Annotated in this window: 14 protein-coding genes; 12 read left to right on the top strand and 2 right to left on the bottom strand. The window is 58.4% G+C overall.

The window, feature by feature from the left end; translation table 11 throughout:
- The first annotated feature begins 82 nt into the window (after positions 1-82).
- From MWU39_RS12865 to MWU39_RS12895, 7 genes are all read left to right on the top strand, one after another.
- Positions 83-1,900: an aminopeptidase P family protein gene (locus MWU39_RS12865; protein ID WP_247160538.1), complete on the top strand. Its 1,818-nt coding sequence runs from the start codon at positions 83-85 to the stop codon at positions 1,898-1,900.
- Positions 1,901-1,985: 85 nt separating this feature from the next.
- Positions 1,986-2,369: a VOC family protein gene (locus tag MWU39_RS12870; protein WP_247161091.1), complete on the top strand. Its 384-nt coding sequence runs from the start codon at positions 1,986-1,988 to the stop codon at positions 2,367-2,369.
- On the top strand, positions 2,366-2,761 hold the full coding sequence (locus MWU39_RS12875) for a cupin (RefSeq protein WP_247160539.1): 396 nt from the start codon (positions 2,366-2,368) through the stop codon (positions 2,759-2,761). The genes MWU39_RS12870 and MWU39_RS12875 overlap by 4 nt, the downstream gene beginning before the upstream one ends.
- Before the next feature lie 288 nt (positions 2,762-3,049).
- The gene (locus MWU39_RS12880) at positions 3,050-3,751 is read left to right on the top strand and encodes a hypothetical protein (protein WP_247160540.1); all 702 of its coding nucleotides are present in this window, start codon (positions 3,050-3,052) and stop codon (positions 3,749-3,751) included.
- A 135-nt stretch (positions 3,752-3,886) separates the two neighbouring features.
- Positions 3,887-4,630: a response regulator transcription factor gene (locus MWU39_RS12885; protein WP_247160541.1), complete on the top strand. Its 744-nt coding sequence runs from the start codon at positions 3,887-3,889 to the stop codon at positions 4,628-4,630.
- A complete protein-coding gene (locus tag MWU39_RS12890; RefSeq protein WP_247160542.1) occupies positions 4,627-6,072 on the top strand; it encodes an ATP-binding protein in 1,446 nt (481 codons plus the stop codon). Before MWU39_RS12885 ends, MWU39_RS12890 begins: the two co-directional genes overlap by 4 nt.
- Before the next feature lie 45 nt (positions 6,073-6,117).
- Positions 6,118-7,209, top strand: a complete 1,092-nt coding sequence (locus MWU39_RS12895; protein WP_247160543.1) for a glutathione S-transferase family protein — start codon at positions 6,118-6,120, stop codon at positions 7,207-7,209.
- A 21-nt stretch (positions 7,210-7,230) separates the two neighbouring features.
- Here the strand turns inward: MWU39_RS12895 and MWU39_RS12900 are convergent, their stop codons facing one another.
- Together MWU39_RS12900 and MWU39_RS12905 are read right to left on the bottom strand one after the other, a co-directional pair.
- A complete protein-coding gene (locus tag MWU39_RS12900; RefSeq protein WP_247160544.1) occupies positions 7,231-7,626 on the bottom strand; it encodes a ribose-phosphate pyrophosphokinase in 396 nt (131 codons plus the stop codon).
- 5 nt (positions 7,627-7,631) lie between these two features.
- Positions 7,632-9,206 carry a helicase HerA-like domain-containing protein gene (locus MWU39_RS12905; protein ID WP_247160545.1) on the bottom strand — a complete coding sequence of 525 codons (1,575 nt, stop codon included), beginning with the start codon at positions 9,204-9,206 and terminating at the stop codon, positions 7,632-7,634.
- A gap of 106 nt (positions 9,207-9,312) precedes the next feature.
- Here MWU39_RS12905 and pabB point away from each other — a divergent pair, with 106 nt between their 5' ends.
- The 5 genes from pabB (at position 9,313) to MWU39_RS12930 (ending at position 13,358) form a co-directional block, all read left to right on the top strand.
- Complete coding sequence (gene pabB / locus MWU39_RS12910; RefSeq protein ID WP_247160546.1) at positions 9,313-11,118, top strand: aminodeoxychorismate synthase component I; 1,806 nt, start codon at positions 9,313-9,315, stop codon at positions 11,116-11,118.
- The gene (locus MWU39_RS12915; RefSeq protein WP_247160547.1) at positions 11,115-11,849 is read left to right on the top strand and encodes an RNA pseudouridine synthase; all 735 of its coding nucleotides are present in this window, start codon (positions 11,115-11,117) and stop codon (positions 11,847-11,849) included. The genes pabB and MWU39_RS12915 overlap by 4 nt, the downstream gene beginning before the upstream one ends.
- Positions 11,842-12,258 carry an alternative ribosome rescue aminoacyl-tRNA hydrolase ArfB gene (arfB, locus tag MWU39_RS12920; RefSeq protein ID WP_247160548.1) on the top strand — a complete coding sequence of 139 codons (417 nt, stop codon included), beginning with the start codon at positions 11,842-11,844 and terminating at the stop codon, positions 12,256-12,258. Before MWU39_RS12915 ends, arfB begins: the two co-directional genes overlap by 8 nt.
- A gap of 143 nt (positions 12,259-12,401) precedes the next feature.
- Complete coding sequence (gene rpmG / locus MWU39_RS12925; RefSeq protein ID WP_108789883.1) at positions 12,402-12,569, top strand: 50S ribosomal protein L33; 168 nt, start codon at positions 12,402-12,404, stop codon at positions 12,567-12,569.
- A gap of 105 nt (positions 12,570-12,674) precedes the next feature.
- Positions 12,675-13,358, top strand: a complete 684-nt coding sequence (locus tag MWU39_RS12930; RefSeq protein WP_247160549.1) for an outer membrane lipoprotein carrier protein LolA — start codon at positions 12,675-12,677, stop codon at positions 13,356-13,358.
- The last annotated feature ends 78 nt before the right edge of the window (positions 13,359-13,436 follow it).

A 13,436-nucleotide genomic window follows, 5' to 3' on the forward strand; every position in this document is an offset into this window, starting at 1 on the left:
CCTCTCTATGTTGCGTTTCATATACAAACAAAGCCGCGCGGCAAGCGCTGCGCCCATACTCGCACCTAAGGATACAGCCGCCATGCTGATGCAGACCCACGAAGCCCGATTGAAAGCCCTTCGCGAGGAGCTGAAACGCCGCGATCTGAATGGTTTTGTCATCCCGATTTCGGATGAGCATATGAGCGAATATGTTGGTGACTATGCGCAGCGGCTGAACTGGCTGACAGGCTTTGGCGGATCGGCTGGCTTTGCAGCTGTCACGCTTGATCACGCGGCGATTTTTGTCGATGGCCGCTATACCGTGCAAGTGCAGGATCAGGTTGATAAGAACCTGTTCGAATATCGCAGTATTCCGGGCGATAGCCTTGGCGCATGGCTCGTGGAAAAAGCGGGAGACGGCGCCAAGATTGCTTATGATCCGTGGCTCCATACGTGGAATTGGGTCGAGGCGCTTGAAGCCGAGGTTGAGTCGAACGGTATCAGCATGGTTCCCGCAGACAGCAACCCGATTGACGTGGTTTGGGCAGACCAGCCTGTGCCTTCCGATGCAGTTGCGATTATCCATGATGATGCGCTTTCGGGCCGCTCATCTTCGGACAAACGTTCGGCAGTCGCCGATTGGCTAGCGGAGAATGATCTCGATGCGGTCGTCGTCCCGGCGCTCGATTCGATCGCTTGGCTGCTCAACATTCGCGGCAGCGATGTGGAGCATACGCCGGTCGCGCATTCTTATGTCATCGCGCATAAGGATGGCCGCGCCGAGCTGTTTATGGCGCCGGAAAAAATCACTCCGGAGCTCACCCAGCATCTGGGCAATGCGGTCTCGATCCGTGACCGAAATCAATTCACCGCCGCGCTTGGCGAGTTTTCGGAAAAGCGTGTCAGCGTCGATCCCGATTTCGGCGTTGTCGGCATTGCGCAGGGTCTGCGCGCGGGCGGCGCGAATTTCGTCTTCAAGCAGGATCCAACAATCCTTGCCAAAGCGATCAAGAACCCTGCCGAGCAGCAGGGGCACCGCGACGCGCAAGAACGCGATGGCGCAGCCGTCAGCCGGTTCCTGCGATGGTTGGAAGTCAACGCACCATCGGGCGAGATTGACGAACTGACCGCGGCGGCCAAACTCGAAGGGTTCCGCCGCGAGCATGGCGATTTGCGCGATACGTCGTTCGACACGATCAGCGCGGCGTCGGGCCACGCCGCTCTGCCGCATTACAAAGTGGACGAAGACACCAATATCCCGATCCCCGCAGGTTCGATCTATCTCGTCGATAGCGGCGGACAATATCCGGCGGGCACGACAGACATCACCCGCACCGTCTGGATCAATTCGCCAGATGGCTCCGCCGCGCCAAGCGCCGAGATGAAAGACCGTTTCACCCGCGTTTTGAAAGGCCACATCCAGATTGACCGTGCACGCTTCCCGCAAGGGACCAATGGCGGCCAGATCGATGCGCTTGCCCGCCAATATCTCTGGGAAGCGGGCGTGGATTACGCCCACGGTACAGGCCATGGTGTTGGCAGCTTCCTGGGTGTGCACGAGGGCCCGCAGCGCATCGCCAAGCCAAGCGGCGGGCAGGCTGGCACCAGTCAGGAATTGTTCGCCGGCATGATCCTGTCGAATGAGCCGGGCTATTACAAAGCAGGCGAGTTTGGCATCCGGATCGAGAATCTGGTTTTGACCGTCGAACAGCAAATTGCGGGCCAAGAGGGCACATATCTGGGTTTCGAAACGCTCACCTTTGTTCCGCTCGACCGGACATTGATCGAGAAAGATCTTCTGACGGACAGCGAGATCGCTTGGGTTGATGCTTATCACACACGCGTGCACGAAATCGTCGCGCCGCAGCTTTCGGGCGATGATCTTGCGTGGCTCGATCGGGAATGCGCACCGCTTTAAGCCCGCTTGCCGACGAACTGATGTTCTAGTAATGTTCCCCTATCGCGAGTCGCAATTGGGCGCCTCGCCACGGGAGAACTCTGCCATGATCGGCTATGTCACACTGGGAACAAACGATCTGCCGCGCGCGGCGAAATTCTATGATGCGATTGCCGAACAGTTCGGAGTCGGGCGGATGATGGAATTCGATACCTTTATCGCTTGGGGCGAAATGGGCGGCGCACCAGGCGTTGCCGCAACCAAGCCGTTTGACGGTGAGGAAGCCTGCGTTGGCAACGGCACAATGGTCGCTTTGCAGGTCGAAAACCCTGAGAAGGTGCAGGCCGTGTATGACACAGCCATCGCGCATGGCGGCAGCGACGAAGGCGAACCGGGCCCGCGCGGCGATGATGGTTTCTATGCAGGATATTTCCGCGATCCGGACGGCAACAAGCTAAACGTGTTCTGCATGGTTCAGCCATCCTCATGACCGCTCGCAAACTAAGCGATGCCTTCTTGCATTTGGGGCTCGGCGCAACCGCCGTGCCCCAACCACCCTTTGAAGGGATGGAATGGTATGCAGGCTATGGCGCTCGCCACGGCAATGACGGTGCAGAAGGGCGTTTGGTTTCGCAGCATACTTTTACGGAAGGCTGGGACAGTTGGGAAATGCATCCCAAGGGTTCGGAAGTCGTTATCTGCACGCACGGATCAATGGTTCTGACACAAGAGCATCCTAATGGTTCGCGTGAACAGGTCACGCTTGCAGCTGGCGAATACGCGATCAATCCGCCCGGCGTCTGGCATATCGCCGATGTAGACGAGAGCGCGACAGCCATTTTCATTACCGCCGGTGAAGGCACACAGCATCGCCCGCGCTAAGCCGTAGGAAGGCCGTTTTCTTGCCGCCAAATGAATGAAATAGCTCGCTAAATTGCGCGCAAGTGAACAGGCATAGCGCTCTGATACAAAGCGCGACATTTTGGCCGTAATCCGGGATATTCCTGCGACACTGGTCCTCTAGAACAGGTCTCATGAGTTGCGGTGAGTTTGCCAAGGCGGCATCCTCCCCCCTGTTGAATCGGTGGCCTTTCCCCTGGGGCCAACCGCTCGCCGCCTTGGCGGCTCATCGCGGCTCGCTCAATGAGAACACGATTTTGGAGAACGATAATGAAAAAGATCACACTGGGACTTGCAGCTGTTGTTTTGACAGTCGGCGGCGCTGGCGCTGCTCTGGCTGACCATCACGCTGGGAAGCGCGGTCCGATGGCAGCTGACGCAAACAATGACGGCATCATCACACTGGCGGAAACGAAAGCCCATGCTAGCGAGCGTTTCACCAGAATGGATGCCAATGGCGATGGCGCGATCAACCGCGAAGATCGCGAAGCCAAACGCGCTCAGCGTTTCGCAGCCGCTGATACCAATGGTGACGGTGAATTGAGCGCCGCAGAAATGAGCGCAGCTCGTGAAGCTCGCGAAGCCAAGCGCGAGGAACGCCGCGCCAAGCGTCAGGCCATGCGGATGGAGCGGCTGGATACCGATGGAAATGGCGCTCTTTCCGAAGCAGAACTTAAAGCCGGTCAAGAAAAGCGCGCCGAGGCACGCAGCGAACGTCGCGGTAAGCGTGGCGAAATGCGACGCGGTGGCCGGGGCGGAAAAGGCGCAATGCGGATGCTCCGCCGCGCCGATGCCAATGGCGACAAAAGCGTAAGCCGCGCTGAATTCGACGCGGCCGTCGAAAAACGTTTCGCCAAAGTCGACACTGACGGCTCCGGCACGATTACTGCCGAAGAACGCGAAGCAGCCAAAGCGGCCATGAAAGAACGTCGCGGCAAGCGCGGTGAGCGGCGCGGCAATCGCGGCGCATAGTCAACCAAATCGCGATCCGGCAGGCTCCCCCCGCAAGCCGGATCGCTCCTCCCTCGGTCCAGCCCGAAACCTGTCATGGGTTGCGCGCTGGGCCGTTTTCCATTCATGACACGCTCAATTGCGCGCGAGAGGCCGATGACCAACGACACCCCCGTTTCGATCCTGCTGGTTGATGATGAGGCAAGCCTGCGCGAACCGCTGGCCGAATACCTCACGGGTCAGGGATTTGACGTCACCGAAGCTGAAAGCGCCGCCGGGGCCCGCAGCGAGCTTACCAATCAATCACCCGACATCGTTTTGCTTGATATTATGATGCCGGGCGAAGACGGATTGTCGCTGTGCCGGCATCTCGTGGAAACGCGCAATCTACCCGTGATTTTCATCACCGCACGCAGCGAACCGACCGACCGTATTATCGGCTTGGAACTCGGAGCAGACGACTACATCGTCAAGCCTTTTGAACCGCGTGAACTGGTGGCGCGCATCCGCACGGTTCTGCGCCGCGTTGGACGTTCCACCGCACCATCGCAGCAAAGCGACGATTGGCTATATGTGTTCGAAGGGTGGCAGCTTGATCCGCTCAAGCGCAAGCTGACCGACCCCGAGGGAGTGATGGTGCCTATCTCCACAGCCGAATTTCGGCTGCTCCGTGCCTTTCTGGATAACTCGCGCAGCGTGCTCGACCGCGACCGGCTGCTCGATATGGTCCAAGGCCGAACAGCGCATCTGTTTGATCGCGCCGTCGATAATCAGATTAGCCGCCTGCGCCGCAAGATCGAAGCCGATACGCGCAACCCTCAATTTATCCTGACCGTTCGCGGAGGTGGCTATCGCTTTGCCGCGCAGGTGCAGCGGATCGCATCACCAGAAAACGTATGAATCGGTTCCTGCCATCCAGCCTGCTTGGCCAGGTCATGCTCGTGCTGGCAATCGGCTTGCTCGCGGCACAAACTGTATCGGCGGTGCTCCTCTATCGCGCTTCAGAAGACCGGCGCGAGACTGCTATTGTCAGTTCAATTGCTTTCCGCTTGATCGAAGATGGAGCGCGGGCTGGTGGCGGCCAGCGCGCCGAACGCCGCGCCCGTTTGCAGGCGCTGCGCCGCGAGGGCATCCGGCCCGATCGCCGACGCGGACCGGGGGAAGGCCCCGCCCTATCGCGCCGGCTGCGGTTAGGTGTCGAACGCAGCGAAACAAGCCCGATATTGCCATCCGAAGAGCGACTGACGGGATACGAACAAAGCTTGAGAGATATACTGCAAGCACAGAACCTCGTCGCGGGTGACATAGCCGTAACGCGCAGGCTTGCAGGGGATGATCCGTTCGTTCGCGAGCAGATTGTGGATCGCCCGCGAATGCGCACCGCCGATTGGGAACAACGCCGGATTCTCGTCGCGTCGGTCGAACGCACCGATCAGGCTGGGTGGTTAACAGTTCGTATACCAGAACCACGCCGGGCACCGGGCGGTATTGCGACGATTGTGATCCAAACATTGGTGATATTCGTAGTGCTGGTGCTGCTGCTCTATCTTGTTTTACGCCGGATTACCCGTCCGCTTGGACTGCTAACCGAGCGGTTGACTGACTTTTCGCGCAGGCCCGATCAAGCCGTCATTCTAAAAGAAAGCGGGCCGTCCGATACGCGCAGGTTGATTGCAGCACATAACGCGATGGAAGCGCGCATCGCCGCACTTCTTGATGAGAAGGATGTGATGCTCGGCGCGATTGGCCATGACCTCAAGACCCCGCTTGCCGCCCTGCGTGTACGCATCGAAAGCGTGCCCGATGAAACGCAGCGCGAGCGCATGGCTGATAGTATCGAAGACATCACAGCTACGCTTGATGACATTCTCACTCTGGCCCGGGTCGGTCGGTCGCATTCCGGCGCTGAAGCGGTTGATCTGGGCGCCTTGGCATTGAGTGTTGTCGAGGAATTCGAGGATTTGGATGAACCTGTTTCGATCACCAATCACCCCCGGGTGGTTGCGACAGTGCAGGTTACGTGGCTGAAACGGGCGCTGCGCAACCTTGTCAGCAATGCGGTTCGCTATGGCGAGACAGCGCGGGTCTCGATCTATTCCACTGCCGAGATGGCGATCATCACGGTCGATGATTCTGGCCCAGGCATACCAGCGGAATTGCTCTCCGATATGCTGGAACCGTTCACCCGCGGCGAAACGTCCCGCAACCGTGCAACGGGCGGTGCCGGACTCGGCCTGACCCTAGCGCGGGCGATTGCTGAACAACATGATGGGACGCTAAAGCTATCCAACCGTGAGGAAGGCGGGCTGCGCGCAGAGATTCACATTCCCTTGGGCGGCTAAAGACGCCATGGTAACTTTGCTTCTCAAGCTGGCGAAAGACACATCATGACGAACACAATGTACGGCTCACCAGCTTCGCTTTTTTCCGGAAAAGCGCGCGCTTACCTCGACTGGAAAGGCGCCGACTACGTTGAAATTGCGCCCAATCTCCAGATCCGAAACGAAGTGATCGTTCCGGCCATTGGCAGAATGATCATTCCGGTTGTCGAGACCGAAGATGGCGCAGTGTTGCAAGACACATCGCTGATCATCGATCATTTCGAAAAAACGCTGGGCGGCCCTTCGATCTATCCAGACACACCCAGACAACACTTCGCCGCGCGACTGCTGGAATGCTTTGGCGATGAATGGTTGGTGCTGCCCGCCATGCATTACCGCTGGAACTACAACGAAGAATGGATTTTGGAGGAGTTCGGGCGAAATATGATGCCCGATGCGCCGCGCGATCAACAGATCGCGGCAGGCGCCATGATCGGGAAACAGTTCCGCGGATTTGTGCCGATGCTTGGTATCAATGACACGACCATCCCCGCTATTGAAGCGAGCTACGAAGCGTTGCTTGCCGATCTGGACGCGCATTTCGCGGATCATCCGTTTCTATTCGGCAGTCGCCCTTCAATCGGCGATTATGGTTTGATCGGCCCTCTCTACGCCCACTTGTACCGTGATCCTGCGTCCGGAAAGATCATGAAGCGGCTTGCCCCGCGCGTTGCCGAATGGGTCGAAAGGATGGTCAGTCCAGAAACGCCGCTATCCGGCGACTTTTTGCTTGACGACGAAATTCCCGAAACCTTGCTGCCTATCCTTGCGCGGATGATGCGAGAACACGTTCCGTTTCTGGGCGAAACTGCAAACCTGCTAGAAAGCTGGCTGCAAGAAAATCCCGAAGCAGAAATCCCGCGCGGTGTCGGGATGGCATCATTCACAATTGAAGGCGTCCAAGGCGAAGGCATCGCTCGCACATTCAGCCTGTGGATGCTGCAACGCGCGCTCGATCACTTTGAATCACTCGAAGGGAATGATCGCGCTGCATGCGAAGCGTTGTTGGAAGAGGTCGGTGGAGAGGCGCTGATCAAGTTTTCGATGCCGGTCCGGCTCGCATATGAAAACCACACATTGGTCGCCGCAAAAAGCTGAATGCGCTCGGGAAGTCAGGCTCTAACTCCAATAAGAGAATGCCTTTCCCTGCAGTTGGCGCACGAAGCGCTTGGCCTCCTGCCCCGTCCACACGCCGTCATAATCGCGCCTGCCCGTCCACCAACCTTGCCCCGGGAGGCCATCGCTCTCCCGGACAACCAAAACGGCCAGTTCCGGCTCGCGATTTGTGCTGGCGGCGGCGTCGATTGCGTCGAGCGTCCGGCACAACGCTCGCATCTTAGGCCGCGTGAAGCGGAATCCTAACCGCGCGAGTATCTCCGAGTAGCTGAGGGCTCGCTCGCTACGCGCTGCCTCCAACAGCAAGGCACGTACTCGCTCTGCATCGTAAAGCGCACTCCAATCTTCGGGATCCGCCAGTTGGTTCTTGGTAAGGAAATCGGCGAGCGCGCGGTCCATCGCCCTTAGCGCATCAGCCCGCCGATAAGATTACGCACAAAGCGGCCAGCGATCGGCCCAGCGAGGTCGGTCGCAATTGAGCCCGCCGCCGATTTGATGCCCGACTTCATCGGGTTGGAACGGCTCTTTTTGCCAAGCACTGCGGCAGCAGCCGCGCCAGCCATACCGCCTGCCGCGACTTTGGTGCCGCGGGAGATTGCTTTCTCCCACATACTTTTGGTCTTGCGAGGGCGCTTCGCCACTTCGGCCTCACCCTTTTCGGCGACCTCTTCGGCGGTCTCGACAGCATCTTTTGTCTTTTGAGCGAGAACTTCCTCTGCGCTCTGGCGGTCAACTGTTTCGTCGTACTTCCCTTCAAACGGACTGATCGACTGGATGATCGCCCGCTCTTTCTTTGTGAGCGGGCCGAGCCGCGAGCGAGGCGGCTTAATCAAAGTGCGCTGCACCACTGTCGGAGCACCCTCTTCATCCAACGTTGAGACCAGCGCCTCACCCACTTTGAGTTCTGTGATAACCTCTTCAGTGTCGAGATCATCATTGATCCGAAATGTCTCGGCTGCCGCTTTGATCGCGCGCTGATCCCGTTTCGTGAAGGCCCGCAGCGCATGCTGAACGCGATTGCCCAACTGGCCCGCGACTTCCTCAGGAATGTCGATCGGGTTTTGCGTCACGAAGAACACGCCCACGCCTTTGGAGCGGATCAGGCGGACGACTTGCTCGATCTTTTCCTGCAGCGCTTTGGGCGCATCATCGAACAGCAGGTGGGCCTCGTCGAAAAAGAAAACGAGCTTGGGCTTTTCAGGATCACCGACCTCAGGAAGCGTTTCGAAAAGCTCCGCCAGCAACCACAGAAGGAATGTCGCATACAGTTTTGGACTGCGCATCAATGTGTCCGCTGCGAGCACATTCACATGTCCCCGCCCATTCTCATCGGTCATCAGAAAATCATCGATTTCCAGCGCAGGCTCGCCAAAGAAATGGTCTGCGCCTTGCGCCTCGAACGACAACAATTGCCGCTGGATCGCGCCTACCGATTGCTTTGATACGTTGCCGTAGACGCCCGAAAGCTCTTTCGAGTTTTCATGAGCCCATTGCAGCAGCGATTGCAGATCGCCAAAATCGAGCAGCAGCAAACCGTTTTCATCGGCATGCTTGAACACGATCTGGAGCACGCCTTCCTGAGTGTCATTCAGATCAAGCAGACGCGCGAGCAAGAGCGGGCCCATCTCTGTGATTGTCGTGCGGATCGGGTGGCCTTGCTCGCCAAACAAATCCCAGAAAACCACCGGATTATCGGAATAGGTATAGTCTTCCATGCCCAATTCTTTCGCGCGGCCTTCCAGCTTGTCAGCATGCTTGAAAGTCGGCGAACCCGGCATTGCGATGCCCGACAGATCGCCTTTCACATCGGCAACAAACACTGGAACACCATTGGCAGAAAAGCTTTCGGCAAGGCCCTGCAGTGTAACTGTTTTACCGGTACCGGTCGCCCCTGCGATCAACCCGTGGCGGTTTGCACGGCTCAGCGCGAGGCTCTGGTTTTCGCCATTGCCACCAAGTCCAAGAAAGATATCGCTCATTGTGTGCCCGTCCCTGAGGTTAAAATTGTTCGTCCAAAGCTCTGCATAGGCAAAGCGGAGCGGTCAAGCACTCGACTTGAGAGCGCAATTGGCTAAGGCAGGGGTGATGGGTCAGACTACGCCTTTCCTCCTGCTTGATGATGCCCGCGATGAGTGCGCGGCGGATACGCTTTTTTACGAAGCGCCGCGCGAAATCTTCGTGGCGCATAGGCCTGATCAAGTCGATGAGGTTCTGGCCAAAGCCGATATTGCACGAGCCAAAGGGGGCCACCTTGCTGGCTATATCGCTTATGAAGCGGGGCTTTCGCTCGAACCGAGGCTGGCGGCGCTTGCTGAAGCTCGGACAGGTGCGTCGGGACCGCTGGTTTGGCTCGGCCTGTTTGACGAACCTGTACGCATCGCTGCTCAAGACGTGCCATCATGGCTTGCCGCGCGCAGCGAAGGCACCGCCTCAATCGGCCCGCTCGATCCGCAGCTTTCGCCCGGCGGTTACGAAGCGGCTTTTGCGGCATTGCGCGAAGCCATCCATGCGGGCGATATTTATCAGGCCAATCTGACCTACCCGCTGGCCGGGTCCTATCGCGGCGACGCCTTGGCGCTCTATGCCTCGCTGCGAAGCGCCGCGAGCGCGGGCTATGGCGGATTGTTGTTTGACGGTTCGCACTGGCTTTTGAGCTTTTCGCCCGAACTGTTCGTGGCGCTCGACGGCGATCAGGCAAAAGCCAAGCCGATGAAGGGCACCCGCCCGCGGGCCGCTGATCCTGCTGCGGATCGCGCCTTGGCGGACGAGCTGTCGACTTCGGTCAAGGACAAAGCCGAAAATCTGATGATCGTTGATCTGATGCGGAATGATCTCAGCCGCGTTGCGGTGCCAGGCAGTGTGCGCGTCGACGCTCCCTTTGCGATCGAAAGCTACCCGACGGTTCATCAAATGGTTTCCAGTGTCCGCGCGCAGCTTTCGCCTGATACCAGCGCCATGGATCTTGTTCGCGCGCTTTTTCCGTGCGGCTCGATTACAGGCGCGCCGAAAATCCGCGCGATGGAACTGATCAATGAACATGAACGCGACGCTCGCGGCCCGTATTGCGGGGCTATCGGACGGATAGACGAAGGCGGCAACGCAGCCTTTAATGTTGCGATCCGAACGTTGCGTCTAACACCGATTGAGAACAATCAGGGCAGCGCCGTTCTGGGGGTTGGATCGGCCATCGTGGCAGACAGCGATCCGCTAGCCGAGCGGCGCGAATGCGAAGTGAAGGCAGGTTTTGCGCGCCGTTCGTCGCCGGACCACACCGCGCCAGCATTCGATTTGATCGAGACAATGGCGTTTGACCCGGAAACCGGGATTGCCCTGCTCGAATTGCACCTCGCCCGGATGAAGAAGAGCGCTGCGGAGCTTGGGTTCGAGTTTGATCGCCACGCCGCACGCAATCAGATCCAGGCTTTGTGCTTTGAACTGGAAGAACCAGCGAAACTGCGACTTCTCGCTGCGCGCAGCGGCGCAACTGCGCTGGAAACGGGCCCGATGCCCGCACCTCGACAGGCTCCCGCTAAAGCGATTGCGCTGCCCAACCCGCTTGATCCGTCCGATTGGCGGCTTGCCCACAAGACATCGGATCGCGGGTTTTACGAAGATGCGCTTGCGGCAGCAAAGAGCATGGGCGGCGATGAAGCCATCCTAGTGCGCGAAGACGGACTTGTAACCGAGGGCACCTATACCAACATCTTTATCGAGCGGGACGGCATTTACCTCACCCCGCGCGCATCATCTGGCCTGTTGCCGGGAGTGCTGCGCGAATTCTTGATCGAGAAAGAGCAGGCGCACGAAGCGGACCTGACGCTCGATGATCTTACCAATGGCTTTATGCTCGGCAATGCTGTGCGCGGCCTGTTTAAAGGCACGCTCATATGAATATCCCGATCCTGTTCGAAGATGGCGAGGCGCTGGTCATCAACAAACCTGCTGGCCTTCCGGTTGACCGTCCAAAACGCGGCGGTCCCGCCCTGTTCGATCACATCGAACAATTGAAGATGGGCTTTCAACGCCCGCCGGTTGCTGTGCATCGGCTTGATACCGACACCAGCGGCTGCCTGCTGATGGCCCGCAACCCGAAAGCCTTGAAGCGTTTCAATAAGGCTTTTGAAGATCGGCTCGTGGGCAAGACCTATCTCGCGATTGTCGATTTCGAGCCTGCCGAGCATTCTGGCACAATTTCGCTCAATCTGTCGAAAATCAGTTCAGCCGAAAAAGGCTGGCGGATGATCGCTGCGAAAAAAGGCAAGCCCGCCGTTTCGCATTGGGAATTGCTACAGGTGATTGGTGAGGGCGATAAGAAGCGCTCGCTAATCCGGTTCCGCCCTGAAACAGGCCGCACGCACCAACTCCGCGTCCACGCTCTGCAAGGGTTGGGCGCTCCGCTGCTTGGCGATCCGGTATACGGGCCGGTGCGCGGGCAAAACAAAGGCGCGCCGCGCACGATGCTGCACGCAGAGGCGATCCATATCACCCGCGAGGGCAAAAATCCGATCAGTGCATTTGCGCCGTTCCCCGAGGATTTCGAGCGTGCTGGGCTAACCACACCAGAGCCACCCGCCCCTCCAGAGCGGGCACCTGCGCCAACATCCGAATCGGACAATGGATAACACTCTAATCGACCGGGCCCATGCGCTCGCAGAGGAAAGCTTCCTCGCGGGGTCGGGCCCCGGCGGGCAAAATGCGAACAAGGTCGCAACCGAAGTGCAGCTGCGCGTGAACATCTACGCGCTGCGTCTTCCTCCGCCCGTGTTCGCGCGGCTCCGCGACGTAGCAGGATCAAAACTGACTGCAGCGGGCGACTTGCTCATTACTGCGCGCCAACACCGGACGCAGGATGCCAACCGGCAGGCGGCGCGCGCGAAGCTGGAAGAGTTGATTGAGGAAGCCCACCGGCAACCCAAAAAGCGCGCCAAAACCCGCGTGAACCGCGTCGGAAAGACCAAACGCCTCAAGAGCAAGAAAGTCCGCGGCGAGGTAAAGGCCAATCGCGGGAAGGTCAGCCGATCAGATTGGTAACTCTGAAGGCGCAGCGCGCTTGACTTTTCCACGGGAATCGGCGAATGGCGCGCTTCTATCGGCGGTGCCCCACGCAAATGGGCGCGCCGCTTTATATTTTCTGGCCGATCTCCGGCCCACCAGAACAGACTTAGGATAGCGCCATGGCGAAGCCCGCAACCGTCAAGATCAAGCTCGTCTCGACCGAGGGCACGGGCTTTTACTACACGACCAAAAAGAACCCGCGCAATATCACCGAAAAGATGGTGTTCCGTAAGTACGATCCGGTCGCGCGTAAGCACGTCGAGTTCAAGGAAGCGAAGATCAAGTAAGATCTCCGTTCTGGCGCGCCTGCCGATACGCAGCTTGCCAACCTTACTGCTTGCAATTCTGACAGTTCAGCCGCAGTTCAACGCTTCGTCCTTAACGACCGGGGCATGACAATGCTGACCTCATTCCTGAAAACCCGCTCCTCGCGGATCGTAGCCGCAGCCTGCATTGGCGCGGCAGCTCTTGCCTTGCCCATTGCGCAGCCTTTTACCGCTGTCCCTGCGGCTCAGGCGCAATCAAACAGCGCCAAGCTTGATCGCGCAGTTGCGGCCTTGCGCGCGATTTCAACCATGCGCGCGGACTTCTCCCAGACTGATCGCGCTGGCAATGTTGCGCGTGGCACCATGACGTTGAAACGTCCGGGCAAAATTCGTTTCGATTACGGCAAGGATTCCGATCTGCTCGTGATCTCGAACGGCAGATCGCTCTACATGGTCGATTACGAGGTCAATCAGGTCGAACGCTGGCCTATCAAAAACTCGCCTTTAGGTGCGTTGCTCGATCCCAGCCGCGATGTGAAAAAGTACGGCAAGCTTATGCCAACAAGCTCGTCAGAAGTTTTGAGCATCGAAGTTCGCGATCCCAAACGTCCTGAATTTGGCGTGATGAACCTGATTTTCGTCAACGATCCCAGCGCTCCGGGCGGGATGCAGCTTACCCACTGGGTGGCGATGGACGCACAGAATCACCGGACAACGGTGCGGCTGACGAATCACCGCTACGGCGTCTCTGTCGCAGAGAGCACTTTCAAGTTCCGCGATCCGCGCCGTTCATCCCGTCGCCCGCGCTGAACGGTTTGACCTCAAAAAGTTGTACGTATGCGACAAAACTAGGGTGTTATTCATATACCTGAAAGCCAATTTCGCGTA

The sequence above is a fragment of the Erythrobacter sp. F6033 genome, from assembly GCF_023016005.1.
GTDB lineage: Bacteria > Pseudomonadota > Alphaproteobacteria > Sphingomonadales > Sphingomonadaceae > Erythrobacter.

Coding starts and splice junctions, on each gene's coding strand:
- MWU39_RS12865 (WP_247160538.1), top strand. CDS start 83: ATGCTGATGCAGACCCACGAAGCCCGATTGAAAGCCCTTCGCGAGGAG.
- MWU39_RS12870 (WP_247161091.1), top strand. CDS start 1,986: ATGATCGGCTATGTCACACTGGGAACAAACGATCTGCCGCGCGCGGCG.
- MWU39_RS12875 (WP_247160539.1), top strand. CDS start 2,366: ATGACCGCTCGCAAACTAAGCGATGCCTTCTTGCATTTGGGGCTCGGC.
- MWU39_RS12880 (WP_247160540.1), top strand. CDS start 3,050: ATGAAAAAGATCACACTGGGACTTGCAGCTGTTGTTTTGACAGTCGGC.
- MWU39_RS12885 (WP_247160541.1), top strand. CDS start 3,887: ATGACCAACGACACCCCCGTTTCGATCCTGCTGGTTGATGATGAGGCA.
- MWU39_RS12890 (WP_247160542.1), top strand. CDS start 4,627: ATGAATCGGTTCCTGCCATCCAGCCTGCTTGGCCAGGTCATGCTCGTG.
- MWU39_RS12895 (WP_247160543.1), top strand. CDS start 6,118: ATGACGAACACAATGTACGGCTCACCAGCTTCGCTTTTTTCCGGAAAA.
- MWU39_RS12900 (WP_247160544.1), bottom strand. CDS start 7,626: ATGGACCGCGCGCTCGCCGATTTCCTTACCAAGAACCAACTGGCGGAT.
- MWU39_RS12905 (WP_247160545.1), bottom strand. CDS start 9,206: ATGAGCGATATCTTTCTTGGACTTGGTGGCAATGGCGAAAACCAGAGC.
- pabB (WP_247160546.1), top strand. CDS start 9,313: ATGGGTCAGACTACGCCTTTCCTCCTGCTTGATGATGCCCGCGATGAG.
- MWU39_RS12915 (WP_247160547.1), top strand. CDS start 11,115: ATGAATATCCCGATCCTGTTCGAAGATGGCGAGGCGCTGGTCATCAAC.
- arfB (WP_247160548.1), top strand. CDS start 11,842: ATGGATAACACTCTAATCGACCGGGCCCATGCGCTCGCAGAGGAAAGC.
- rpmG (WP_108789883.1), top strand. CDS start 12,402: ATGGCGAAGCCCGCAACCGTCAAGATCAAGCTCGTCTCGACCGAGGGC.
- MWU39_RS12930 (WP_247160549.1), top strand. CDS start 12,675: ATGACAATGCTGACCTCATTCCTGAAAACCCGCTCCTCGCGGATCGTA.